The sequence below is a fragment of the Streptococcus porcorum genome (assembly GCF_053203725.1).
This window is the reverse complement of sequence record NZ_JBRUDG010000006.1, coordinates 1-24,505: the sequence shown is the minus strand read 5'-3', so window position 1 is coordinate 24,505 and position 24,505 is coordinate 1. Positions and strand designations below refer to the sequence as shown.

The following is a 24,505-nucleotide window of genomic DNA, read 5'->3' as shown; positions in this document are numbered from 1 at the left end:
TGATAAATTCAAAGTAAGCTCAAACAAGACACTTATCCTACTTTTTACCACTATAACGTTTAAAATGCCTCACTTTTGGTTGGCGCGCTCTGCTTGAAAAGCATCAATTAGCTCTAAAAACTCATCAAACAGATAGCTTGCATCGTGTGGACCTGGTGCTGCATCAGGGTGGAATTGTACTGAAAAGGCTGGATAATGTCTATGTCTAACACCCTCTACTGATTTATCATTAATCTCCTCATGGGTGACAATTAAATTCTCTGGAAGACTCTCACGATCAACTGCATAGCCATGGTTTTGACTGGTAAAATCAACACGTCCTGTTGCAATCTCACGAACCGCATGGTTAAAACCTCTATGACCAAACTTCATCTTATAAGTCTTAGCGCCATTTGCTAGACTAAACAATTGATGTCCCATACAAATCCCAAAAATCGGAATCTTTCCTTGCACTCCGCGTATCATGTCAAGTGCCCCTGGAACATCTTCTGGATTTCCTGGTCCATTTGATAACATGACACCATCTGGGTTAAGGTGAAGAATCTCTTCAGCGCTTGTGTCGTATGGTACGACAGTGACGTTACAGTCACGCTTTGAAAATTCCCTTAAAATAGAATGCTTAAGACCAAAGTCAACTAATACAATATTTTTTCCAACTCCTGGTGCAGGATAGGCTGTTTTTGTTGAAACTTGCTCAATATTATTACTTGGTAAAACTGTTGCACGGAGCTGATCTTGTAGATGCTCCAAGCTATCTCCATCACTTGCTAGAGTAGCCTTCATCGTCCCGTGCTGACGAATAATTTTAGTTAAAGCGCGTGTATCAATCCCTGATATTCCTGGGATATTTTTAGAAACTAAAAACTCATGCAAACTCATCTGATTACGCCAGTTACTTGATCGGCGTGCACATTCTGCCACTACTACCCCTTTACATGTTGGAGTAATAGACTCATAATCATCGCGATTTATCCCATAGTTGCCAACTAGAGGATAAGTGAATGTTAAAATTTGGCCATTGTAGGATTGGTCCGTAATGGACTCTTGATAGCCTGTCATCCCTGTATTAAATACAATTTCTCCAGTAACATCAATATCTGCACCAAAAGCTGTACCTTCAAATACTGTTCCATCTTCTAAAATCAGTAATCTTTTTGCCATTTTTCTACCTTTCTCGTTTGCCCTCACAGGAGCATCTTAACGTCTAAGCTTTCCCATTTAATATCGCTTCAATAATTGCCATTCGGACATAAACACCATTTTGCATTTGAGCCACTATGCGTGACTTAGGTGCTTCCACTAAATCATCATCGATCTCTACATCACGATTGACAGGAGCTGGATGCATCACAATAGCACTATCTTTTAATTTCTGATAACGCTCTTCTGTTAAACCGTAAGTCTTATTATAGCCTTCTTTAGAAAAACTCGTACTCCCATCGTGACGCTCATGTTGTACCCGCAATAGCATTAAAACATCTAAATCTTCGATAATATCATCAAGGGCAACGTGGTTTCCATAAACATCAAATTCCTCGGAATACCATTCACGAGGTCCTGCAAAATACAAGTCCGCACCCAAACGTTTTAAAATCTGCATATTTGATTTTGCCACGCGCGAATGGGTAATATCACCAGCTATAGCAATTTTCAAATTTTCAAATTGACCAAACTCTTCATAAATAGTCATCAGATCCAAAAGACATTGACTAGGATGTTGACCAGAGCCATCACCACCATTGATAATAGAAGTTTGGATACTACGACTATCAACCAGTTCCTGATAGTAATCCTCATCAGAGTGTCGCACAACGCAAATGTCCACTCCTAATGCACTCATCGTTAAAATAGTGTCATATAGCGTCTCACCTTTATTAACAGAAGAGCTCTTAGCATCAAACTCGATCACATCTAAACCCAGTTTTTTCTCAGCTACTTCAAATGACTTATGGGTCCGTGTCGAACTTTCAAAAAATAAATTTGATGCAAAATATTGTCTATCTAAACGAAAATCTGCCTGATTTCTTTTAAAGTCCGAACCACGTTTGATCAGTCCTAAGACTTCTTCATTTGACAATGTTTCCATGGTCACCAAGTGCTTTAGCGAAACTTTACCGTCTGTTACAGCCATCGTCGTCTCCCTTTTTAAATGTCTTTTATATGCGGTATCTATCTTGGATCAACAATAGAGACGGCATCACGACCGTCAATTTCAGTCATTTCCACCACAATCTCTTCAACAGCACTTGTTGGGATATTTTTTCCAACATAGTCTGCTCGAATAGGCAATTCACGATGACCACGATCGACCAAAACTGCTAAACTCACACGACCAGGACGTCCAAGACTAACAAGGTTATCGATTGCTGCACGGATGGTACGCCCAGTATAAAGAACATCATCAACTAGAATCACATCACGACCCGTAATATCCACTGCCATACTGGTTGTGTCTTCTTCAACTTTAACATCATCACGAAATGGTTTGATGTCCAGTTCTCCAATAGGAAGATCAATCCCTTCGATTTGTTTTAATCTCTCCTGAATGCGACGCGCAATAAAGACACCTCTTGTCTTAATCCCTGCTAGGACGAGATTATCTAAGTTTTTATTACGCTCAATAATTTCATAAGTGATTCGCGTAATCGCACGCTTTACGGTGACATCATCAACAACTTCTTTTGTCTTCATGAGAAACAACCTTTCTAATATAGAAAAAAATCTCCTTAAAACAAGGAGATTACACAAAATATGGGTACAGCAAAGCCTGCACTCTTTTTCTTCTGGCTCTCCTTGCCTGCCTCACAGGACAGGTTTAAAGGAATTATTCATTTAACTCATTATACCATAAGTTCTATTTTTTTCAAGCATTAATATAAAAACCTGGGGAGCTAATCTTTTTGTAAGATGACAGCTATCCATACTTAATGTTTTCTCAAGTCATCTAGTGTCTTTTCAAAAATTTCGGGAACCTCTGCTGAGAAGACCATCTCTTCTTTAGTTGTTGGGTGAGTAAACCCTAATGTTGCTGCATGAAGAAATTGTCCATTACCCTTCAAACTTTTTTTAGGACCGTATAAAGGATCTCCTGCCACAGGATGACCAATATAAGCCATGTGAACACGAATCTGATGCGTGCGACCAGTCTCTAAAGTTAATTCAACCAAGGTATAGTGACCAAATCTCTCTAACACTTTGAAACGCGTCAAGGCATCACGTCCCCCTGCAATAACTGCTTGCTTCTTACGATCCTTGTCTGAGCGTCCGATTGGTGCTTCAATCACGCCACGATCATTGGGAAGATTGCCGTGAACAATGGCTAGGTACTGACGGAGAGATTTTTTGTCTTTAAGTTCTGCCGCTAATGAACGATGAGCATTATCATTTTTGGCAATCATCAACAAGCCTGAGGTATCCTTATCAATTCTATGAACTATTCCTGGGCGTACCACCCCATTGATTGAAGACAAATCTTTGATATGATGCATCAAAGCATTCACTAAAGTTCCAGATGTGTGTCCAGCAGAAGGATGAACCACCATCCCTTGTGGCTTATTGACCACTGCGACATCTTGATCTTCGTAGATAATCTCCAAAGGAATATCTTCGGCTAAAATCTCTAAAACTTCCTCTTCTGGTAAGTGATAGATAATTTCATCACCTTCCTTAACAGCATACTTGGCTTTGACAACTTTTCCGTTAACTAAAACCTCACCTTTTTTTATCGCTTCATTAGCTTGGCTACGTGTTAATTCTGTTAAATCTGCCAAAGCTTTATCTAGACGCACACCGGCATCTTTAATTACTAATTCCATCATCTTCTCTCCATAATACTAACATCAAAATCGCAACACCTACTGTCAGATAGGAGTCTGCCACATTGAAAATTGCAAAATTGATAAAATCCAAATGAATCATATCAATCACATAACCTAGTCGCAGACGGTCAATAAAGTTGCCCACTCCACCTGAAATGACTAAAGTTAAACCTATCAAAAACCAGATATTACCATTGATGTTTTTAACAAAATAATAACCTGCGACACTCAAAAAAATCACGGTTACCACTATAAAAAACCAACCTTGATTTTGAAAACTGGAAAAGGCTGCACCGTTATTTTGTAAATAAGTCAAACTCACAATGTTTGGCAAAAAGCTTTTGATTTCACCTAACTTGATATTTTTTACAGTTGCCCATTTGCTGATTTGATCTATGGCTACTAATAGTAGGGCTATGATGGGGAAGCTAATTTTTCGCATCTCTCCTCCTATGGCTGATAAGTTTTAAAATATGTCGTCATGACCTCAACAAAATGATTAGCACAAGTGGACAAGGTTACTCCTCTACGTTTCACATACACCATCTTGTTATCATGGGCATCTTTCAATGGAATCACTTTGATACCATTAACACTCTCACTATCTAAAAATCCCGATCCCGTAGCGTAGGCATTTGTCCGCTCCAAAATACCATTTAAAGTGGCTCTATCTGTTACATTAAAAATTTGAGAACTATCTGTTGTATCAATCAGATTTTCGGAATAATAAAGATAAGCATCCTTTTCTTGTGTAAAACGTACCGTTGGTAAGCCCACCAAGTCTTGCATTGTCAACTCTGACTTTTCACACAGCGCATGTGTTTTTTTGAGGTAAATATGAGTTTGAAAAGAAATCAACTCTTCATACTCCAAACCAAGCTTATCCATTTTTTGAATAATCCCTTTGGTATTTTGTTGATTCAGATAGATAATGCCTAAGTCACTATAACCTTGGGCTACTTCATCTAAAATCTGAACGGTTGTTGACTCAAAAATCCGCATATCCTTGTGTTCAGGAAACTGGCGTGAGTACTCGGTCATCAAAGGGGGAAGAAAGTCATAGTGTTGACTAGCAATCGAAAATTGTTTCTGACCATGTTCTTTATGATGAGAATATTGATTTTCAAACATATCAAAGTTTTTGACCAACTCTAATGATTTTTCATAAAAAACCATCCCTTGGCTTGTTAGTACTGCCCCTGTTGTGGTCCGTTTAAAAATATCAAATCCTAGCTCTTTTTCCAAATCCTTCACAGCTACCGAAAGGCTGGGTTGACTGACAAATAATTTATTGGCCGCTTCTCTAAAGGTGCCGCTATTAGCAATCGCCACGACATAGCGGAGTTGTTGAATGTTCATACGACTAACCTTTCACTATAAACTCTTTTTATTATATCAAAATTTTAACGTTCTTGATAGTCAGGAAAGGATAAGAAAAACGCCACCTCAAATGGTAGCGTTTCAAAACACTAATTCAAATCAAGAATAGCTTGTGTATATTTTCCCATCAAAGCTTTAGAAGCAATTGGACCTCCATAGTAATAAACATCTGCATAGTCCATTGTTACCACTTGATTGGCTTTTACGGCTTTAAGTGTTTGCCAAATTGGGTTCTCTTGAAGTTTTTCATACTGCGCTTTATCTGCTTCAGCAAAGTCAACAAAAATATAGTCCGCATCAAAATCAGCTAAACTTTCAGCATTGATTTCTTTCCAACCATCACCATCTGATAGCGCTTGCATCCCTTTACTTTGCTTAAATCCAAGACCTCGTGTTAAAGCTTGTCCACCACGTGCCCAGTTATTACCATAAGCATAGATTTTATCCCCACTCAACTCAATCAGTGAAATCGTAGTATCACTTGGAGTAATATCTGCTTTTTCCAGTTTAGCGATTTGTTTGTCTGCTTCTTGATCAAACTTTTTCAAGAAAGTTTTCTTAGCATCCTGGGCATCATAAACTTTAGCAAAATAGTCCAAAGTTTCATCTAAGCCTTTGATCGAATTGTACTCCACATAAACTGTAGGGGCGATTTTTTCATATTTTGACACTTCATCTTTTTGAATGGTCACAATTAAATCTGGTTTTTGAGCTGCTATTTTCTCTGCATTCATAGGCGCTCCTAGATCTTTTAAGACTTTCTTTTGTGCCTTACTAATATAGGGGTTTCCAGCATCCCATTGACTTGTTCCAACCACATTTTGTCCCAAAGCCAATGCTTCATCAGGATAAGTATCTACTACAATTTTCTCAAGATCATTTGGAATCTTGACTGTACGACCAGCTGAATCTTTAAAGTTATGAGTTTCTGCTGCTTGGGCAGTTGTCGTTGCATTAGCCAAAACTAATAGTGAGGCCAGACCTAATATATATTTTGAAAAACGTTTCATTGTTTTCATCCTTTAACCTTTTATTTTTCACAAATGTGATAGAAAAATTATAGCATATCATCAGATAGAAATATAGGCTTTCTCGCATATTGAAATCATTACAAAAAGGAGATCGAACAAAACTCAACTAACCAAAAAACCTCCCCCACTCCAATCAACTACTACACTGGGGTGTACGAATCCTAAAAAGCCATCCTGAACTTTTTGTCCTTAGTTTTTTAAGACTAAATAAATAAAATACGGTGCTCCAATCACACTGGTCACTAAGCCTAGTGGTAAAGTGGTTGGAAAAAGAAGCATTTTGGAAACCAGATCACTAATAACCATCAAATAAGAAGCCACTAAAGCTAGCATCACCAACTGCGCTTTGAGACGAAAAGGAACTAGACTTTGTGCGATACGACTTGAAATAATTCCAATAAATCCTAAACTCCCCACACTTGCAACACCTACGCCTGCGAAAATCACTGAAAGAATGACCAATTTTTTGACTTCTCTATCATAGTTTACTCCTAAACTAATTGCCATGTCTTTTCCCATTTCTATTAAACGCAATCGAGATAAAAAACGAGAAAATATCAAAATTAACACTCCTAGCAACAAAAGCAATAAGAGTAAGAGGTCATAAGAGGCATTCCAAACATCCCCTGTTAGAAATGGCACAACTGCCTGAAAATCAAAACTATTTAATAGTAGTTGCAGCAAGGTCATTAGGGCTTGAAAAACAGCTGTAATCGCCACACCTGTCAAGACTAACTTAACTCCAGAAAAGTTTCTTCTCAATGCCAAAAAATAAAGAGAAAGAAATCCTAAACCTGCACCTAAGATTGCCCAAAAAGGATAGGTTAGCGCTTGAGCAAAAGGCACAGCCAACCAAGCACTCAAGACAAAACTCAAAACTAGACCAAAAGCTGCCCCTGCATTGATCCCTAAGATACTAGAGTCCACCATCGGATTCACACTAACTTTTTGCAAGATATAACCTGATAAGGATAAAGCAATCCCACCTATAAGGACAGCCAAAAGGCGAGGAAGTCGAAATTCGATTAAAATTAAGCGATCAAAATCACTTAGCTGGAATAGATTCAATGGGTTGACCCAAACTTCCCCAATGGCTAAATCAAAGCCAATTAAAAATAATAGTGTCACCCCTAAAATAATAAAGCGCCTTTTCATCGCCTAATCCCCCTATCTACTTGTCCTACTAAATACAAAAAGAATGGGGCGCCTAAAAGCATGGTCAGTGCACCTACAGGAAGCTCGTAAGGTAAAAATAAGGTCCGTGCTAGTAAATCTGCCAAAGATAAAAAAACACTTGACAACAGGATATTTAGCCATAAGGTCTTCACAAATGAAGCTCCTGCTAGTCTTCTTGCCATATGAGGCATCATTAACCCTAAAAATCCTAAGACACCTACAGTAGAAACCACTACTCCACTTGATAGGGCAATTAAAAGCACCAAAATCCATCTCATCTTGATAACATCTAATCCCAAACTTGTCGCCAATTCTTCCCCAAAAGATAATAATTTAATCTGCCTTGAAAAGAGAAAGCACACTCCTAGTTCCACAAAAAAACAAAGTCCCAACAGTAAGGTCTTTTCTTTTGAGACTGCTGAAAATGAACCAACTGTCCACATAAAAAAACGTTGTGACGAATTACTATAATAGGCAATTCCACTGGCAAGTCCTGAACAAAACATCCCTAAACTCGTCCCTACCAGTAAAATCTTAATAGGCTGAAAAGCAGATCGAAGCGTTAATAACCAGACTAAACATAAACTACAAAATGCGCCTAAAACACCGAAAATCAAACTAGACATCAGGCCTGTTCCCAACCCTAAAGCCATTAGAACAGCCAAAAATAAGCTCGCTCCACTTGAAATCCCTAAGGTTGAACTTTCTGCAATAGGATTTTGTGTCATAATCTGCATCAATTGACCCGATATGCCCATCAAAGAAGCTGCAAAGATACTAGCCAAAAATCTCGGCAGACGAAGCTCTTGTATAATAGGGTTTGTCCATAGTTCTGATATCAAATAAGTTTTATTGCCAAACTTCATTGACAAGATAAATATTACAGTAAGCGTAAGGAGAGCTATAAAAAATGTTACATAATAATATTTTTGTTTAATAATCAACACCTACAATCATGGGAGTTTGTGAAAAGCTATCTGTCCCAATTGACACCTTAACCTTAAAAGCTGATTCAATCATCTTTTTATCAAATACCTTTTGAGTCACACCTTCTGTTAAAATCTTCCCTTCTTGCATCACGATCAAATAGTCCGAAAAACGAGCCACTTGATTTAATTCATGCAAAACATAAACCACTGTCTTACCATGATTTTCCACTAGATCTTTTAACAAAGACAAGATCTCGTATTGATGGACAATATCCAAATAAGTAGTCGGCTCATCGAGTAAAATAATATCTGAGTCTTGTGCCAAAACCAAAGCAATCCAAACTCTTTGCCTCTGTCCTCCCGACAATTGATCCACTGCAACATCTCTTAATTCCCAAACGTTAGTAATGGTCATCACCTCTCGAATCAGTGCATAATCTTCCGAAGAGAGATGTAATTGCGTTAATTTTTGATGAGGAAAGCGCCCCAAACTCACTAAGTCTAAAACCGTCATTCCTTCTGGTGCTCTTGCACTTTGAGGAAGAATCGCCAGTCGCTTAGCAACCTCCGTTGTTTGATAACTCTGAATATCTCGACCATCCAAGACAATTTCTCCATGACTTAACGGATGTAAGCGCGCTAAAGCCTTTAACAAAGTTGACTTACCAGAACCATTAGTCCCAATAATAGCTGTTGTTTGTCCCATAGGAAGCGACACCGATAAACGATTAATGATACTCTTATTTCCATAAGAAACAGATATCTCTTTTGCTTCTAGCATTTTTAACTCCCTAACTTCATTTTATTGCTATATTATAGCAAAAATCTCAAGTTAATGACCGATTTCCAACCATTTTAGAATTATTATTATCTGAAAATAGTGAAACATATCAGTATCCTATCAAACCATAAGGGGTGTCCATACTCGCATTTTTTAAAATATAGGTAGCAAAATGGGTATCAAAACAAAAAAACAGGCCTTCCGAAATCTCGGAAAGCCTATTGTTAAGCCATTTTCAGACTTATTTAGCGATTGGGTAAACAGATACTTGTTTTTTATCGCGTCCTTTACGTTCGAAACGAACAACACCTTCAACTTTAGCAAAAAGTGTATCATCTCCACCACGACCAACGTTTACACCTGGATAGATGTGTGTTCCACGTTGACGGTAAAGGATTGATCCACCTGTTACAGTTTGACCATCAGCAGCTTTAGCACCAAGGCGTTTAGCTTGTGAATCACGTCCGTTTGATGTTGAACCTCCACCTTTTTTGTGGGCCATAAGTTGCAAGTTAGCAAGATTCATTTTTAACATAATCTCAATTTCCTCTCGTAGTTAATTTGGTGTGATAAGTAAACTTATCTAACTGAAATACTAAGTATTCCACGTGTTATTAAGCGTTGATAGCTTTAATAACAACTTTTGTATAAGGTTGACGGTGACCTTGTTTACGGTGGCTACCTTTTTTAGGTTTGTATTTGTAAGTTACAACTTTCTTTTGTTTTCCTTGTTTTTCAACAGTTCCAACAACAGTAGCGCCTTCAACAAGTGGTGTACCTACAACTGTTTTTTCACCACCAACAAGAACAACTTGATCAAAAGTTACTTCTGCTCCTGCTTCAACATCAAGTTTTTCAACGTAGATAACTTGATCTACTTCAACTTTAACTTGTTTACCGCCAGTTTTAATGATTGCGTATGTGCTCATTATGCACCTCCTATAAAAATATAAATAATTGAGATAAATCTCGTGTGAAGACTCGCCTAAAATCGTGAGATGACTCTACTTAGTGACGATTGTCGTGCGGTTGCACAGGATGTGCATATAGTCAACATTATTATACTATCATACTTTATATCTTATGGCAAGAAAAAAGACAGAAAATCTGCCTTTTTCTTATTTGAGCTAACACCTAGATAGGATGAACTTCGGAGCTCACTGAAAAAGTAAGCTCTACTGTTCAACTAAAATAAAAAAAGAGGAATCTATCTCCTGCTTGGATAGATTCCTCTTTACTTTTTCCTATTTTCGGTTGATTAGGGCCATAATCCTTTTCATATTTACCACAAATATGGTTGTGGCTGCTTGCAACTCCATGTTGAAAAGACCTGATGCTCTAGCCACATCAAGAACATGTCTATTTTTAAGTTCCGCATTTTTGGCTTCTATCTTGTAGCGATGTTTCACCTTTTCTTTAAAATAGGGTGTTTCCTGAAACCTCTTCTGAAAGAAATGTTCATCGCTCTTAAGTGTTATCGAATAGGTTTTAGTCCTTGCTCCTTCTTTATAACAGCCCACTTTTGAAGGGCAGGTTTTACAGTGATGGATGTCAAAATAGTGAGTTTCCTGAGTATTATATTTTTCCGCCGTTCGCCCTGTTTTTGCCTTTCTTATTGCCATATGTCCCTCAGGACAAACAAAAAGACCTGCATCTTTTGTTATAGAAAAACTCATCTTCCTTCCTACGAAAGCCTTTTGAAACTTAGCGACTAAATGGACGCGTTCTTTCTTGGTGAATTGAATATTATCTTTCTCAGAGTAAGCCTTATCTCCAACAATAGCTTCAATTGTTACATCATTCTCCTTAGATTTTTGATACAATTCTTCTAAAAAAGACCATCACTTTTTTCACCAGACGTCACAACACAGGCTGTGATAATACCTTCATCTGTCATAGCTCATGCTCTTTATACCCGTAAAAGGAACTATCCGCTAACTTATGACCAATTCTTGCATCCTCCTTAACAGAGGACTCCAAGTGATCTAAGTCGTCCTCCACAGCTTCTTTTAGGTAATTAAACTTTTGTGAAACAGTTGGTATTCCAGTTAATTCGTCATGCTTCTCAAGGACGGATATTAATTCTTGTGTATATCTTAGTTCAGCTAATAGAGTATCTTCCTGAGGCTTACTAGGAAATTCTGTCTTGATATCTTCCGAATACTGGTAAATCGTTTTACGCAAGGCTTTTGAGCATTCTCGGAGGACTTCTTGGGGTTTTTTATGATTGTAATGAGCTTTGGTATGTGTCGCATCCACAATGAGAAGGTTACTATTAATCAGGCCTAGCTCTAGTGCAATCTGAACGGATTTAGTGATGAGCAAATCAAGTAACCGTTCATCTTTGATTCGAAGTTTTCGGAATTTAGTCAATGAGGATGGTTCAATAACAGGGGCTTCTGGAGCTAAATCAAGAAAGTATTTGAAGGCCATATCAGAATAGGAGCGCTCCATCACATCTACATCGGACAACTGATAGATGTCTTTCAATAGGAGATACTTGAACATCATGATAGGAGAGTAAGCACGACGTCCAAAGTCAGGATGATAATTCTTTTCTAGCTCTTCATAAATAAAGCTAAAATCACATAGATCTGTTAACTGACGTAAAAAATGAGTCTTAGGAACAACAAATACAGAGTAGAATAAGGACTGACATCTAAAGTCAACTGATTATTAAGCATACCATCACCTCATCTTTAGTATAGCAAAAAAAGCCATCATACGATGACTTTTTCAGTGGGCTCATAAATTGCTCCTCTCCTTTTTTTGTTTAAGGCAATCAAAATCTATTTTTTAAAGTTTTCCTAGCTTTTGAAAATAAAGTCATATTGATTAACTCTTTTTGAATAGTAATATCTAGAGGATTGCTCTTAGGTGTTACAGTATTCATATCTAGCTCTAGATATGATTTTATAGTTTATTTTTATTGAAAACGTCTCCTGTTTTTATGATAAATTTTCAATAAAATGGTATAATGAGATGATCATATAAACTGAAAGGTGTTTGACACGATGAAAGGTATTATTTTAGCAGGTGGTTCGGGGACACGTTTGTATCCTTTGACGCGTGCAGCATCAAAGCAGTTGATGCCTATTTATGACAAGCCGATGATCTATTATCCTCTATCAACGCTGATGTTGGCAGGGATCAAAGAAATATTGGTCATCTCAACTCCTCAAGACTTGCCCCGCTTTAAAGAGCTGTTAGGTGATGGTTCTGAACTTGGGATTTCTTTAGAATACGCAGAACAACCGAGTCCAGATGGACTAGCGCAAGCTTTTATCATTGGTGAAGACTTTATCGGAGATGATAGTGTGGCACTTATTTTAGGAGATAACATCTATCATGGGGCAGGTTTATCTAACATGTTGCAACGTGCAGCAACTAAGGAAACTGGTGCAACAGTCTTCGGTTATCAAGTGAAAGACCCAGAACGCTTTGGTGTGGTCGAGTTTGATGAGGAGATGAATGCGATCTCTATCGAAGAAAAACCCGAACACCCTCGTTCAAATTATGCAGTTACTGGTTTGTACTTCTATGATAATGATGTTGTAGAGATTGCTAAAAATATTAAGCCATCTCCACGTGGAGAGCTTGAAATCACTGATGTCAACAAAGCTTATCTAGACCGTGGTGATTTATCTGTTGAACTTATGGGGAGAGGTTTTGCTTGGTTGGATACAGGTACGCATGAAAGTCTTTTGGAGGCTGCTCAGTATATCGAAACAGTTCAACGCTTGCAAAATGTTCAAGTCGCTAACCTTGAAGAAATCGCCTACCGCATGGGTTACATCACAAAAGAACAGGTGCTTGAGCTAGCACAACCGCTTAAGAAAAATGAATACGGACAATATTTGCTCCGTTTGATTGGAGAAGCCTAATGACAGAGAACTTTTTTGGTAAAACACTAGCCGCTCGTCCAGTAGAAGCTATCCCAGGGATGTTGGAGTTCGATATTCCAGTCCATGGTGATAACCGTGGGTGGTTTAAAGAAAACTTTCAAAAGGAAAAAATGCTTCCACTTGGTTTCCCAGAGAGCTTTTTCGCAGAAGGCAAACTACAAAATAATGTTTCCTTATCTCGTAAAAATGTTCTTCGTGGACTTCATGCAGAGCCATGGGACAAGTACATCTCAGTAGCCGACGAAGGAAAAGTCCTTGGAACTTGGGTTGATCTTCGTGAAGGTGATACTTTTGGAAATACCTACCAAGCCATTATCGATGCGTCAAAGGGGATTTTTGTACCACGTGGTGTGGCAAATGGTTTCCAAGTTTTATCTGATAAGGTAGCTTATAGTTATCTCGTTAATGATTACTGGGCTTTAGAACTCAAACCTAAGTATGCTTTTGTTAACTACGCAGACCCTAGCCTTGACATCAAATGGGAAAACTTAGCAGAAGCAGAAGTTTCAGAAGCAGATAAAAACCATCCGCTTTTAAAAGATGTGAAACCATTGAAAAAAGAAGATTTGTAATTTATTAATTCCTTTTTAAAAGATGCTTACTGAGATGAGCGAGATACTCCATGTGTGATCGCCGTCGGGATAAGCTCTTGAGTTTTGCTGAGGAGCTAGGGAATCTATGGACTCATAGATGAAAGATGCTAGTCCTCACTACCTAAGGAAACTATTAAAAAAAGAAAAACTTTTCGGAGAAAAAAATGTCTCAATTTAAAAACATTATCGTAACTGGTGGCGCTGGTTTCATCGGTTCAAACTTCGTACACTATGTTTATAACAATCACCCAGATGTTCATGTAACTGTCTTGGATAAACTCACCTACGCTGGGAATAGAGCCAACATCGAATCCATCCTTGGTGACCGTGTGGAGCTTGTTGTTGGTGATATTGCAGATGCTGAATTGGTTGACAAATTGGCTGCTAAGGCAGATGCCATTGTTCACTATGCGGCAGAAAGCCACAACGACAACTCTCTCAATGATCCAAGTCCTTTCATCCATACCAACTTTATCGGTACTTACACTCTTCTTGAAGCGGCTCGTAAATACGACATCCGTTTCCACCATGTATCAACTGACGAAGTGTACGGTGACCTTCCTTTGCGTGAAGATTTGCCAGGTCATGGTGACGGTCCAGGTGAGAAGTTCACTGCAGAAACCAACTACAACCCATCATCACCATACTCGTCAACCAAGGCTGCTTCAGACTTGATTGTTAAAGCATGGGTGCGTTCGTTTGGTGTCAAAGCAACGATTTCAAACTGTTCAAACAACTACGGTCCATACCAACACATCGAAAAATTTATCCCACGCCAAATCACCAACATCTTGGCAGGAATCAAACCAAAACTTTACGGTGAAGGTAAAAACGTTCGTGACTGGATTCACACTAATGACCATTCGACTGGTGTTTGGGCAATCTTGACAAAAGGCCGTATGGGTGAAACTTACCTAATCGGTGCTGACGGTGAGAAGAACAATAAAGAAGTGCTTGAATTGATTCTTGAAAAAATGGGTCAACCAAAAGATGCTTATGATCACGTGACTGACCGTGCAGGACACGATTTGCGCTATGCGATTGATGCAAGTAAACTTCGTGATGAGCTTGGCTGGACACCACAGTTTACCGACTTCTCTCAAGGTTTGGAAGAAACTATTCAATGGTACACTGATAACCAAGACTGGTGGAAAGCTGAAAAAGAAGCTGTTGAAGCCAACTACGCTAAAACACAAGAAGTACTTAACAAATAAGAGCTCTATAATTTCTGTAGTGGGTAAAACCACTATGGAGATTATAGAGCCTTTTTGAGTATAGAAAAAAGTCCTATATGACCTATAATGAAAAGCGACGAAACTGACATTAGAAAGACTCACATGGAACAACTAAATCTTATCACAAATTTTCTTAGAATTAAATACCAAAATATCCTTATCACTGATGAATTCGATAGGGGAACTCACTTAGAACTCCACGGTCGCTTGGATTACACAGCCCCTAAATGCCCTTCCTACAAGGAACAAATGGTCAAATACGACTTCCAGAAGGCCTCTAAAATCCCCTACCTAGAAACTGCTGGCTATCCCTTGCTTATCCGACTTAGAAAGCGTCGTTTCAAGTGCAAGGAATGTGGGAAAATAGCGGTCGCTGAAACTCCTCTTGTTAAGAAGAACCACCAAATCTCCGTTGCTGTTAACCAGAAAATCGCCCAATTGCTCATCGAAAATCAAGTATTGACACATATCGCACACCGGCTATCCATCTCAACATCATCAGTTATTCGAAAACTCAATGACTTCAAGTTTGAAACGGATTGGAATACCTTACCTGAGGTGATGAGCTGGGATGAGTATGCCTTCAAAAAGGGGCAGATGAGCTTTATCGCACAAGATTTCAACTCCCTAAACGTCATTGCCATTCTGGACGGAAGAACTCAAGCAACCATCCGAAACCACTTTCTACGTTATCCTAGAAAGGTTAGAAATCGCGTCAAAGTCATTACTATGGATATGTTTAGTCCCTACTACAAATTGGCTAGACAACTATTTCCGAATGCAAAAATTGTACTCGACCGCTTTCACATTGTGCAACAGCTTAGTCGTGCTATGAACCATGTCCGCATCCAAATCATGAATCAACTTGATAGAAAATCGCAGGAATACCGAGCTTTGAAACGCTACTGGAAATTGATACAACAAGATAACCGTAAAATCAATGATAAACGATTTTATCGCCCTATGTTTCGGATGCACTTGACTAACAAAGAAATCCTAGAAAAACTACTGTCCTACTCGGATGAGTTAAGACAACACTATGAACTCTACCAACTTCTCTTATTCCATTTCCAAGAGAAAAATTCAGGTCATTTCTTCCAACTCATCGAACAGGAAATAGCCACTGTTAATCCTATTTTCCAGACAGTATTTAAGACATTTCTAAAGGATAAGGAAAAGGTTTTGAATGCCCTAGAGTTGCCTTATTCTAACGCCAAGTTAGAAGCTACTAACAATCTCATCAAAGTCATTAAGCGAAATACCTTTTGATTCAGGAACTTTAAAAACTTTAAGAAACGCATTTTGATTACCTTAAACATAAAGAAAGAGAGAGAGAACGAATTTCGTCCTCTCTAGGTGTTAGCTTTTCATCTACCCACTACAAGTTGACAATGAGCTATATGTTAGCAGTTCATCGTCCTACTATGAATAACGTAGAACCTCAAAAACTCTATAAAAATGACACTATATTTTTCTCTTCTTACTTTTAATTAGATTTCCAGCCAATCCAAAGCCAAATAGTCCAATCAATGAGTAGATAGCTGTACTGTCTTCACCAGTTTTTGGAAGTTCTGCTTGATAAGCAACCTGTTTTTTCTCTTTTAAGACTGCATTCGTCGCATGTCTTGTTAAGACTTTGTTATAAGCAGCGTTAATTTCTGCTTTTGTTACTTCTGTTGTTGATTTTTTAGCAATTTCAGGCTTAACCTCTGGCTTTTCTTCTGGTTTTTCCTCTGGTTTTTCCTCTGGCTTAACCTCTGGTTTTTCTTCTGGTTTTTCCTCTGGCTTAACCTCTGGCTTTTCTTCTGGCTTAACCTCTGGCTTTTCTTCTGGTTTTTCCTCTGGCTTAACCTCTGGTTTTTCTTCTGGTTTTTCCTCTGGCTTAACCTCTGGCTTTTCTTCTGGTTTAACCTCTGGTTTTTCCTCTGTAGGCAGTATAGAGTTTGTTGTTACGGTCATTGTTGACTGGATAGTAAGGCTCATCTCCACGTTTCCAAGTCTTAGAATACTCGCGGGTAATAATAGTTTTTTCTTGTATCCCAAACTCGAAATGTTTGTGTTCGATAATACGTGTATAAGGTGTTTCACTATCTGTGTAGTTTACAACCGCGTTACCTTGGTAGTTTTCCATATCCAAGACTTCCGTTTCAAAACGAAGGCTACGATATTCCAATTCACCCAGTTCGTAATCAAAGAACTCGTCAATCATACCTGTAAAGACAATTTTGGGATAACTTGCCAAGTATTCTGCTTTATGGGCAAAGAAATCAACATTTGTTTCCACATCGATATTTTCATGATCCAACATTTTTTCAACAATCTGAGTATAACCACCAATTGGAATACCTTGATAAGTGTCGTTGAAATAGTTGTTATCATAAGTCAAACGAACAGGTAAACGACGGATAATAAATGCAGGCAATTCCGTGCATGGTTTTTCCCATTGTTTCTCAGTATATGATTTGATCAATTTTTCATAGATGTCTGTACCAACCAATGAGATTGCTTGTTCTTCCAAGTTTTCAGGAGTTTTTCCACCCAAAACTGCACGCTGCTCAGCGATTTTCGCTTCTGCTTCAGCAGGGGTTACCACTCCCCAAAGTTTGTTAAAGGTATTCATGTTAAATGGAAGATTGTAAATCTCACCTTTGTAGTTGGCAACTGGCGTATTAGTGTAGCGGTTGAACTCTGCAAATTGATTGACATAGTCCCAGATTTCCTTTTCAGAAGTATGGAAAATATGTGCTCCATATTCATGAACCTGAATACCTTCTACTTCTTTTGTATAGATATTACCAGCTATGTGATCACGCTTCTCGATCACCTTGACTTTTTTACCTTTTTGGGCTGCTTCATGGGCAAATACTGCGCCAAAGAGACCGGCTCCAACAACTAGATAATCGTAGTTAGACATAATTAACTCCTTTTAAATTTTATAAGTAACGAATTGATAAATTCCATTAGTAATGGTTCTTTAGTTACTAGTAGAACGAGGCCATATAAATTAAAAAAAGAAGCCCCTGTAATAACTAACATCAAAAACGGCCCCATATTTAGTACATTTAGCAGATAGATAGTGACCACACCACCTAACAATACCCCAGCAACTAGTTTAAAATAAGATACTTTTGCAAATAATGGTAGTATTAACTCCCTTAAAAAGTAGAGCTGTAGCAAAGCCACACTAAATTCTGCAACACTTGATGCAAAGGCAGCTCCTGATGGACCAAATAAAGGAATTGCAAACAAGTTAACGAGAATGTTTATAATCGCTCCAACTATAGTTGATCTGACAACAACATTTTCATGATTGGTAGGTACTAGCACCTGGATTCCCATAAGGTTTGATAAACCGATAAATAAAACGGTTGGCATCATCAACTGCATCGGAGGTGTTGCCGGTAAAAAGTCACTCCCGGATAAAAATAGGATACTTTGTTTTGCGATTAAGGTAAAATAAACCACTATCGGAAGTGCTATCACAAAAACAAAGTTTAGAGCTTTTTGAACCAGAGATTTAAATTCGTCATATTTCCCAGCTTCATAGTAATAGGACAGACGTGGTAATAAAACCGTACCCAGCGACGTAACAATACTAACTAATATCTGTTTTAATTTTGTAGCAGCTGAGTAATATCCTACAGCATCATTACCTTTGATGAAACCTAACATTGTTGTATCAACATTGACATATATCGTTGTTGAAATGTTAAGCATAAAGAACGATAGGGTCGGTTTAAGGTGTTGTTTAAGATTTAGTTGACCAATAGGTTTGAGATTAACAAATTTTCGAAGGTTGATAAAGTTCATCAAATTCGATCCAACACCAGCCAACACCGTTATTGCTGCATAAGCGAGATAGTCATCAGACTGACGAACAAATAGAAACAAGGCCACCATCGAGATCACTTTAAAGATGATGGAACGAATCGTAATGTAACTGTATTGTTCCAAGGAGCGATAAAGCCAATCAACACCAAGAACATTGAAAACCAAAGTGGAAGATAAAATCAGATATAGCGCTTTATTTGACTCCAATTTACCTATGGTGGCTACTGTCAAAACTAAACCCATAATAGCTATAAACATCACGATACTGTTTAGCAAAACAATTTCTTGGACGGTCTTGTCTAACTTTTCTTTGTCATCTCTAACTTTAGCACATGCTCTAATACCATAAGTTGGTATACCAAGCATACCTACCATTGAAAAGTAGTTAACTATAGAGGCCGCAAACGTAACGGTTCCGACTCCTTCAGCCCCTAACACTCTAGATACATACGGAAAGGTAATCAAGGGAAAAATAAAGTTTGATATAGTTAGAATAAAATTCATAATGAAATTTATCTTGACCGAGTTATTTTTTTTCATATAGTCACCAATATGTTATAAAAGAAGTAAATAGGATTTTACTTACTTCCTTCTCGTTTCAAAACGACTCCTATTGTTTTCAATAGAATTTTGATATCTAGCCAAACAGACCAATTTTTAATATAAAAAAGATCAAGCTTGACAACATCTTCAAAGTCAGTGATATTACTCCGTCCCGAAATTTGCCACATCCCTGTAATACCAGGCTTTGCAGCCAAACGTTTAAAATGATGTAATTCATACTTGTGATATTCCTCAAGTGTTGGAGGTCTTGTCCCAACAAGTGACATATCTCCCTTCAGGACATTTAAAAATTGAGGAAGCTCATCTAAGGACCAGTCCCTAATCTTTTGGCCAAATGGAAAAATACGTGGATCATGATCCATCTTAAACATCAAATCTGTCTCAAGATTATTTTGGGCCATTAACTCTTTTTTGCGCTCTTCGGCATCTAAATACATGCTTCTAAACTTATAAAGCGTAAAAATCTTTCCATTTTGCCCTACCCGTTTTTGTTTAAAAATCAAGGGACCTTTAGATTGTTTTTGAACAATTGGATAAATCAGCACTGCTACTAAACCCGTCAAAATCAACCCTATAAGGGAGCCTATAATATCCATCAGACGCTTTAAAAGGACTAATCGATAATCTGCATTATTTAAAGCGCTTGTCACAAATGTCATATTTCCTAATTGTTGTACAAACACACTTGATAAGTTATCTTCTGACAGGCTCAAAGATACTGGAATTCCCATCGCATTAAAGAAATCTTGTTCTTCAATAAACTCTTGTCTAGCATCGCTATCGATAAAGACCTCTTGAATCTCATTATGCTGTAACAAATGTTGAACTTCTTCAAAATTGCGTAAGATAGGTTCTTTTACTAATTCACTAATATGTTGACTGAGATACGCGACTACTTGATAATGATTTTTTTCCAATAATTTTAACATCTGAAAATCAGTCGTAAAATTGGTGACAAAAAGTATTTTCTTTTTCTTAGTTGTTAAATTATCTGAGGCTTTTCTTGACAAGTAGCGCAGAGAAAAAATTAAGATAAATTGAACTACAAACTGAATCAAAAGATAAGATAGACTGAGTTGTGTCACATAGGTTTTTCCTATATATTGACTCAAAAAGATAATAACAATAAAAACTGTACTCAACTTGACTGCAAAGGTAAAGGTATAAACTATTTCTTGTTTTAAGCGTCGTCTATGCGCTAAAGAATAATCATTAGATAAGATAGTAAACGTAAGAGTCAATAATAGTTGGAGAAGTAAAAATTTCCAGCTATTGAAAAATCCATAAGAGAACCTAAGGGACAGGAGATAGAAAGAAATGATAACTGCTAAGCTATCAGCTAGTAAATAAAAAATTTTCCTTAGCGATGATTCCGTGTACATATAGGTTCCTTCCTACAGATTATTATTTTTTCTTATTTCGACGATTTTTTGATTTTGTCTTTTTTGTAGTTTGTCCATACTGTCCATACTGTCCATACTGTCCATAAGTATCTCGGGTATAGTCAAATTTATTCAAAATAATCCCAAGGAATTGTGCATTAGATTGTTCCATTTGCTCTTTTGCTTTTTGGACAAAGCGACGTCTAACTCCATTTGCTTCTGTCACAATGATGGAAGCATCACAACGCTGAGCGATAATAGCTGAATCAATCACCAAACCAATCGGAGGAGAATCAACAATCACATAATCATAAAGTTGCTTAGTCGTTGACATCAAAGCGTCAAAATTTGCATTCTGTAGTAAACTAGTAGGATTTGGTGGGACATGTCCTGATGGAATCACATACAGATCCTCAACGGTTGTATCACAAATAGCCTCAGACAACTCACAATTTCCTGATAAAAAGGCCGTCAAACCTTGAATACGAGTCGTCGGCTTAAAGGTTCCTGAAATCACTGAATTGCGCACATCGGCATCAATCAGCAGGGTACGATAGCCAGCGCGGGCAAACGAAATCGCTAGGTTGGCAGCTGTCGTTGACTTTCCTTCCCCAGGTTGTACAGACGTTAAGACAATTGTTTTAAGACCTGCCCCACTAAATTGAATATTGGTACGAATCGAGTTAAAATACTCTTCTACTTTCTTAGCTAATAAAGCCTTATTTCTAACTAATTCTAACTGTGGCATTTTTTCTCCTATTTCAGCTTATCTGTATTTGGAACGACACCAATAAGCGGTAAACCTAATACTTCTTCAATATCCTCTGGACGCTTAATACGATCATCAAGGACTTCTCTTACAAGAATCGTCACAACAGCAATAAAGCCTCCAATTAAAAATCCAAGAGCAACATTTCGCTTGATGTTTGGTGATGATGGTTCAGTCGGTGCTTCTGCTGGATCGACCTCTTCAACATTATCTACCTTTGTGACTGCTTTAATTTTTTCAGATGATACAACTCGCAAAGCATTTGCAATACGTGCTGCCTCTTTTGGGTCCCCATCTTTGACATTAATCGAAATAATACGTGTATCAACTGGAATATCTACTGTCATTTTTTCCAATAACTCTTCTGCAGACATGCTCAGTTTTTCTTCATCAATGACTTGTTGACGAACATCTTTAGACGTAATGATTTCTTTATAGTCTTTAACAAGATAGCTTCCAGCTTGTAAATCTTGAGCAGTCAAGGCGTTTTCAGCAGCAGCTTTTTGGTTTCCAACGTAAAAACTTGTGGTAGAGGTGTAGGTTGGTTTAATTAAAAACAATGATACTAACAGTGCAATGGTTGCAAAAAATACTGCCACTAAGGTAATTAAGAATTTTTTCGACCATAACTTTTTTAGCAATAACAACACATCAATTTCCATACTTGGATTTTGTTCCTTCATAATATCTCCTATAATGTTATATAAATTTATCTTCTAGTAAGAGTTGGGGATTTGTTTTAAACAACTCTTCTGCTTTTTCTTGCCCATACTCAGAAGCGATTGTATCAAAAGCTGCTTTCATATAAGGAGGGCGTTGGTCAAGATTGTGCATATCACTTGCAACACAATGAACCAAATCATTTTCTAAAAAGTAACGCGCCCGTTTTTTAAATTCCTTATGTTTGTCTGCCATTAACTTAGGCTTTAAAACATGGTTACTGTTGATTTGGGTATAACATCCTCTGCTAATCAACTCTAAGACACGCTCTTTATGAAACTCCAAGGCATCATAACGTTCAATATGAGCAATAACTGGAGTTACTCCCAAAAGCAAGATATTATTAATGGCTTCTTGCATCTCGCGCCAAGGTGTTCCTTTACTAAACTCCAATAAAATATAGCGCGTATAATTTAATCTTGGAACTTGCTTTTTCTCAAGTTTACTAGATAACTCTTTAGTATAGTACAACTCGCCACCAAAGCCTAAGATTAAATCAGGAAATTTCTTAATTGCTTCCTCTCTAACTTTTGCAAAATTAGCTTTAATGGTTTCCTCTGGCGTTTCAAACATCCCTTTGCGACGATGAGAGGTTGCAATAATCACCCTAACACCTTGTGCATAAGCCTCTCCAATCAAAGCAAGGCTTTCATCTAAGTTTTTAGGACCATCATCAACTCCGAATATAATATGAGAGTGGATATCAATCATTTTAATTTCCTTCCATTGTAGATTGGATTTTAGCTTTCATCTGCTCTAAGCTAGCATCATCAACTTTCATCATATAAAGACTGGCACCTGGCATAGCATATGAAGTCAGCTCTCCTGTACTTCCTGTTCCCTCTAGAGCTTGAGATGCAACAGTATAAGAGCCACCTGAATCAAGCTGTGCATTTGCCAAAGTCATCATAGTATCCACTGGCATATTCGTTTGGATAGAATCTGATAAGCCTTCAATAATGGCATTGTAGTTTGAAATAGAGTTAATAGAGGCTAGTTTATTAATTAAAGCAGCAATTACTTTTTCTTGGTTTTTTCCGCGATCATGATCACCATTTGTAAGAGAATAACGCTCCCGTACAAAACCTAGGGCTTTATCTGAGTCTAGATGAACCTGCCCAACTGGGAAATGATAGTTACCATGCAAACTCGTAAATTCTTGATTATTGACCACATCTACTCCGCCAACCAAGTCAATCAATTTTAAGAAACTCGTGAAGTTTAGACGGGCATAGTAATTAATATCAATACCATACAGATTTTCTAATGTATGGATGGAGGCATCAACACCGTAGATACCAGCGTGAGTCAATTTATCATACTGATCATTTCCGCCATCAGCAATTTTAACATATGAATCACGTGGTGTTGTCGTCAACAAAACTTTCTTTGTTTTGCGATTAACCGTCATAATGATATTAACATCAGAACGAGAGACAGATGATATTGATCCATATGTATCAATCCCTGAAATATAGACATTAAACACATCTGTTGAGGAAGTATTCTCCTTAGCAGAGGAAACTTCCTTTTCAATCTTGTAGGTATAAATCGTACGGAGTTTATCAGCATAATCTGGATAGGTCAACTCCAAAAGATTAGCATAAGCACTATTCAATACCATGGCTTTACTTGAATCTGTCAAAAGATTTTCATAGGCTTTTTGATAAGATTCTACTTTGTCTAAGGACAGTCTCTTACCTTCTTTTGTCTCAACATCTTGAACAAGAGCATCAAGATTGGCCTGGTCATTGTCTGTCGGTGCTAAGACTGATGTAAGATCTGCCACACTATTGATAGTACTATCTTTAGGAACAACGATGGTCATCTCATACTCTGACACAGATGCTGTTTGATTCATTCTATCTAATGCATCAATAGTTGTTCTTGATACATAGATCATTAGACCAGTCACTATAAGGCCTAGTACTAAAATAATTGTTGTAAAAATTTTAAATTTTTTGAATAAAATAAAAACCAAAGAGATAGTACCTATCCCTAAAAGTATAGCTACTATTATCAAATTTAAATTTTCAATATCTAAAATTTTATAAGTTAACATTATAAATGTAGCTAAGCTAGCTAGTAACATATAAAATATCAACAGGCATATATTGAACAAAGATAAACTGCGAGACCCTCTATTCTTTTCCTGACGATGTCTTGAACGAGTCAACATTGTATTTCTCCTACAGGATATTTTTTAAACAATCTCATTATATCTAATTTTTAAAATATTTGCAAGATGTTCATACACGCCGTCCTGTAGCGTTACAATAGATGTGAGACTTCTAGAAGTCAAAAAGAAGATTCCCTGATATGATAAGAGTACCACCACTCACCAAAAAGGAATCTTCTCATGACTAGTATATCACAAAATCTTCGCTATTT

Annotated in this window: 22 protein-coding genes, 3 pseudogenes and 1 other annotated feature; of the genes and pseudogenes, 4 read left to right on the top strand and 21 right to left on the bottom strand. The window is 37.6% G+C overall.

The features are described from left to right. Positions 1–69 precede the first annotated feature (69 nt). The 13 genes and pseudogenes from ACVRWY_RS02575 to ACVRWY_RS02515 form a co-directional block, all read right to left on the bottom strand. Positions 70–1,161: a carbamoyl phosphate synthase small subunit gene (locus tag ACVRWY_RS02575; protein WP_354367994.1), complete on the bottom strand. Its 1,092-nt coding sequence runs from the start codon at positions 1,159–1,161 to the stop codon at positions 70–72. A gap of 43 nt (positions 1,162–1,204) precedes the next feature. After that, the gene (locus tag ACVRWY_RS02570; RefSeq protein WP_354367992.1) at positions 1,205–2,131 is read right to left on the bottom strand and encodes an aspartate carbamoyltransferase catalytic subunit; all 927 of its coding nucleotides are present in this window, start codon (positions 2,129–2,131) and stop codon (positions 1,205–1,207) included. Positions 2,132–2,169: 38 nt separating this feature from the next. Then, complete coding sequence (gene pyrR / locus ACVRWY_RS02565; protein WP_354367990.1) at positions 2,170–2,691, bottom strand: bifunctional pyr operon transcriptional regulator/uracil phosphoribosyltransferase PyrR; 522 nt, start codon at positions 2,689–2,691, stop codon at positions 2,170–2,172. A 233-nt stretch (positions 2,692–2,924) separates the two neighbouring features. Next, entirely contained in the window at positions 2,925–3,815 is an 891-nt protein-coding gene (locus ACVRWY_RS02560; RefSeq protein WP_354368086.1) for an RluA family pseudouridine synthase, read from the bottom strand. Beyond that, a complete protein-coding gene (gene lspA, locus ACVRWY_RS02555; protein WP_354367988.1) occupies positions 3,799–4,260 on the bottom strand; it encodes a signal peptidase II in 462 nt (153 codons plus the stop codon). Before lspA ends, ACVRWY_RS02560 begins: the two co-directional genes overlap by 17 nt. An 8-nt stretch (positions 4,261–4,268) precedes the next feature. Next, positions 4,269–5,177: a LysR family transcriptional regulator gene (locus tag ACVRWY_RS02550; protein WP_354367986.1), complete on the bottom strand. Its 909-nt coding sequence runs from the start codon at positions 5,175–5,177 to the stop codon at positions 4,269–4,271. Positions 5,178–5,287: 110 nt separating this feature from the next. Next, positions 5,288–6,208 (bottom strand): ABC transporter substrate-binding protein, encoded by a 921-nt coding sequence (locus ACVRWY_RS02545; protein WP_354367984.1) that lies wholly within the window; start codon positions 6,206–6,208, stop codon positions 5,288–5,290. 210 nt (positions 6,209–6,418) lie between these two features. Then, complete coding sequence (locus ACVRWY_RS02540) at positions 6,419–7,384, bottom strand: FecCD family ABC transporter permease (protein WP_354367982.1); 966 nt, start codon at positions 7,382–7,384, stop codon at positions 6,419–6,421. Further along, on the bottom strand, positions 7,381–8,352 hold the full coding sequence (locus ACVRWY_RS02535; protein WP_354367979.1) for a FecCD family ABC transporter permease: 972 nt from the start codon (positions 8,350–8,352) through the stop codon (positions 7,381–7,383). Before ACVRWY_RS02535 ends, ACVRWY_RS02540 begins: the two co-directional genes overlap by 4 nt. Further along, on the bottom strand, positions 8,339–9,115 hold the full coding sequence (locus ACVRWY_RS02530; protein WP_354367977.1) for an ABC transporter ATP-binding protein: 777 nt from the start codon (positions 9,113–9,115) through the stop codon (positions 8,339–8,341). Before ACVRWY_RS02530 ends, ACVRWY_RS02535 begins: the two co-directional genes overlap by 14 nt. Before the next feature lie 241 nt (positions 9,116–9,356). Further along, the gene (gene rpmA / locus ACVRWY_RS02525) at positions 9,357–9,650 is read right to left on the bottom strand and encodes a 50S ribosomal protein L27 (RefSeq protein WP_354367975.1); all 294 of its coding nucleotides are present in this window, start codon (positions 9,648–9,650) and stop codon (positions 9,357–9,359) included. A 79-nt stretch (positions 9,651–9,729) separates the two neighbouring features. Further along, positions 9,730–10,044: a 50S ribosomal protein L21 gene (rplU, locus tag ACVRWY_RS02520; RefSeq protein WP_354367973.1), complete on the bottom strand. Its 315-nt coding sequence runs from the start codon at positions 10,042–10,044 to the stop codon at positions 9,730–9,732. A gap of 38 nt (positions 10,045–10,082) precedes the next feature. After that, positions 10,083–10,156 (bottom strand) — a sequence feature (ribosomal protein L21 leader region). 203 nt (positions 10,157–10,359) lie between these two features. After that, positions 10,360–11,799 (bottom strand): annotated as a pseudogene (locus tag ACVRWY_RS02515) (IS1182 family transposase). Between the two features lie 330 nt (positions 11,800–12,129). Here ACVRWY_RS02515 and rfbA point away from each other — a divergent pair. The 4 genes and pseudogenes from rfbA to ACVRWY_RS02495 all read left to right on the top strand — a co-directional run bounded on the left by rfbA (position 12,130) and on the right by ACVRWY_RS02495 (position 16,204). Beyond that, complete coding sequence (gene rfbA / locus ACVRWY_RS02510) at positions 12,130–12,999, top strand: glucose-1-phosphate thymidylyltransferase RfbA (protein ID WP_354367971.1); 870 nt, start codon at positions 12,130–12,132, stop codon at positions 12,997–12,999. Beyond that, positions 12,999–13,592: a dTDP-4-dehydrorhamnose 3,5-epimerase family protein gene (locus ACVRWY_RS02505; RefSeq protein ID WP_354367969.1), complete on the top strand. Its 594-nt coding sequence runs from the start codon at positions 12,999–13,001 to the stop codon at positions 13,590–13,592. Before rfbA ends, ACVRWY_RS02505 begins: the two co-directional genes overlap by 1 nt. 185 nt (positions 13,593–13,777) lie before the next feature. Continuing rightward, the gene (rfbB, locus tag ACVRWY_RS02500) at positions 13,778–14,827 is read left to right on the top strand and encodes a dTDP-glucose 4,6-dehydratase (protein WP_354367967.1); all 1,050 of its coding nucleotides are present in this window, start codon (positions 13,778–13,780) and stop codon (positions 14,825–14,827) included. A gap of 123 nt (positions 14,828–14,950) precedes the next feature. Continuing rightward, a pseudogene (locus tag ACVRWY_RS02495) lies at positions 14,951–16,204 on the top strand (ISL3 family transposase). 108 nt (positions 16,205–16,312) lie between these two features. On the opposite strand, the gene ACVRWY_RS02490 reads toward ACVRWY_RS02495, so the two are convergent. The 8 genes and pseudogenes from ACVRWY_RS02490 to cpsA form a co-directional block, all read right to left on the bottom strand. Further along, positions 16,313–16,807, bottom strand: coding sequence for an LPXTG cell wall anchor domain-containing protein (locus tag ACVRWY_RS02490; protein WP_354368084.1), 495 nt, complete (start codon positions 16,805–16,807; stop codon positions 16,313–16,315). Further along, a pseudogene (glf, locus tag ACVRWY_RS02485) lies at positions 16,773–17,762 on the bottom strand (UDP-galactopyranose mutase); the annotation flags it as partial. The gene ACVRWY_RS02490 and the pseudogene glf, both read right to left, overlap by 35 nt. Positions 17,763–17,764: 2 nt before the next feature. Further along, positions 17,765–19,219 (bottom strand): flippase, encoded by a 1,455-nt coding sequence (locus ACVRWY_RS02480; protein WP_354367965.1) that lies wholly within the window; start codon positions 19,217–19,219, stop codon positions 17,765–17,767. Between the two features lie 38 nt (positions 19,220–19,257). Beyond that, entirely contained in the window at positions 19,258–20,625 is a 1,368-nt protein-coding gene (locus tag ACVRWY_RS02475) for a sugar transferase (RefSeq protein ID WP_354367963.1), read from the bottom strand. Between the two features lie 22 nt (positions 20,626–20,647). Next, entirely contained in the window at positions 20,648–21,373 is a 726-nt protein-coding gene (locus ACVRWY_RS02470) for a tyrosine-protein kinase (protein WP_354367961.1), read from the bottom strand. Positions 21,374–21,381: 8 nt separating this feature from the next. Continuing rightward, complete coding sequence (locus ACVRWY_RS02465; protein ID WP_354367959.1) at positions 21,382–22,077, bottom strand: Wzz/FepE/Etk N-terminal domain-containing protein; 696 nt, start codon at positions 22,075–22,077, stop codon at positions 21,382–21,384. A 16-nt stretch (positions 22,078–22,093) separates the two neighbouring features. Then, a complete protein-coding gene (gene cps4B, locus ACVRWY_RS02460) occupies positions 22,094–22,825 on the bottom strand; it encodes a capsular polysaccharide biosynthesis protein Cps4B (protein WP_354367957.1) in 732 nt (243 codons plus the stop codon). Position 22,826: 1 nt separating this feature from the next. Beyond that, entirely contained in the window at positions 22,827–24,293 is a 1,467-nt protein-coding gene (cpsA, locus tag ACVRWY_RS02455) for an LCP family glycopolymer transferase CpsA (protein WP_354367955.1), read from the bottom strand. Between the last annotated feature and the right edge of the window lie 212 nt (positions 24,294–24,505).

Excerpts from the sequence above, each read along its gene's own strand:
- ACVRWY_RS02575 (WP_354367994.1), bottom strand. The coding sequence starts at position 1,161 with ATGGCAAAAAGATTACTGATTTTAGAAGATGGAACAGTATTTGAAGGT.
- rfbA (WP_354367971.1), top strand. The coding sequence starts at position 12,130 with ATGAAAGGTATTATTTTAGCAGGTGGTTCGGGGACACGTTTGTATCCT.
- ACVRWY_RS02465 (WP_354367959.1), bottom strand. The coding sequence starts at position 22,077 with ATGAAGGAACAAAATCCAAGTATGGAAATTGATGTGTTGTTATTGCTA.
- ACVRWY_RS02490 (WP_354368084.1), bottom strand. The coding sequence starts at position 16,807 with ATGACCGTAACAACAAACTCTATACTGCCTACAGAGGAAAAACCAGAG.
- ACVRWY_RS02550 (WP_354367986.1), bottom strand. The coding sequence starts at position 5,177 with ATGAACATTCAACAACTCCGCTATGTCGTGGCGATTGCTAATAGCGGC.
- rplU (WP_354367973.1), bottom strand. The coding sequence starts at position 10,044 with ATGAGCACATACGCAATCATTAAAACTGGCGGTAAACAAGTTAAAGTT.
- pyrR (WP_354367990.1), bottom strand. The coding sequence starts at position 2,691 with ATGAAGACAAAAGAAGTTGTTGATGATGTCACCGTAAAGCGTGCGATT.
- ACVRWY_RS02545 (WP_354367984.1), bottom strand. The coding sequence starts at position 6,208 with ATGAAACGTTTTTCAAAATATATATTAGGTCTGGCCTCACTATTAGTT.
- cps4B (WP_354367957.1), bottom strand. The coding sequence starts at position 22,825 with ATGATTGATATCCACTCTCATATTATATTCGGAGTTGATGATGGTCCT.
- ACVRWY_RS02570 (WP_354367992.1), bottom strand. The coding sequence starts at position 2,131 with ATGGCTGTAACAGACGGTAAAGTTTCGCTAAAGCACTTGGTGACCATG.
- ACVRWY_RS02475 (WP_354367963.1), bottom strand. The coding sequence starts at position 20,625 with ATGTACACGGAATCATCGCTAAGGAAAATTTTTTATTTACTAGCTGAT.
- ACVRWY_RS02560 (WP_354368086.1), bottom strand. The coding sequence starts at position 3,815 with ATGGAATTAGTAATTAAAGATGCCGGTGTGCGTCTAGATAAAGCTTTG.
- ACVRWY_RS02530 (WP_354367977.1), bottom strand. The coding sequence starts at position 9,115 with ATGCTAGAAGCAAAAGAGATATCTGTTTCTTATGGAAATAAGAGTATC.
- lspA (WP_354367988.1), bottom strand. The coding sequence starts at position 4,260 with ATGCGAAAAATTAGCTTCCCCATCATAGCCCTACTATTAGTAGCCATA.
- ACVRWY_RS02540 (WP_354367982.1), bottom strand. The coding sequence starts at position 7,384 with ATGAAAAGGCGCTTTATTATTTTAGGGGTGACACTATTATTTTTAATT.
- rfbB (WP_354367967.1), top strand. The coding sequence starts at position 13,778 with ATGTCTCAATTTAAAAACATTATCGTAACTGGTGGCGCTGGTTTCATC.
- ACVRWY_RS02470 (WP_354367961.1), bottom strand. The coding sequence starts at position 21,373 with ATGCCACAGTTAGAATTAGTTAGAAATAAGGCTTTATTAGCTAAGAAA.
- cpsA (WP_354367955.1), bottom strand. The coding sequence starts at position 24,293 with ATGTTGACTCGTTCAAGACATCGTCAGGAAAAGAATAGAGGGTCTCGC.
- ACVRWY_RS02480 (WP_354367965.1), bottom strand. The coding sequence starts at position 19,219 with ATGAAAAAAAATAACTCGGTCAAGATAAATTTCATTATGAATTTTATT.
- rpmA (WP_354367975.1), bottom strand. The coding sequence starts at position 9,650 with ATGTTAAAAATGAATCTTGCTAACTTGCAACTTATGGCCCACAAAAAA.
- ACVRWY_RS02505 (WP_354367969.1), top strand. The coding sequence starts at position 12,999 with ATGACAGAGAACTTTTTTGGTAAAACACTAGCCGCTCGTCCAGTAGAA.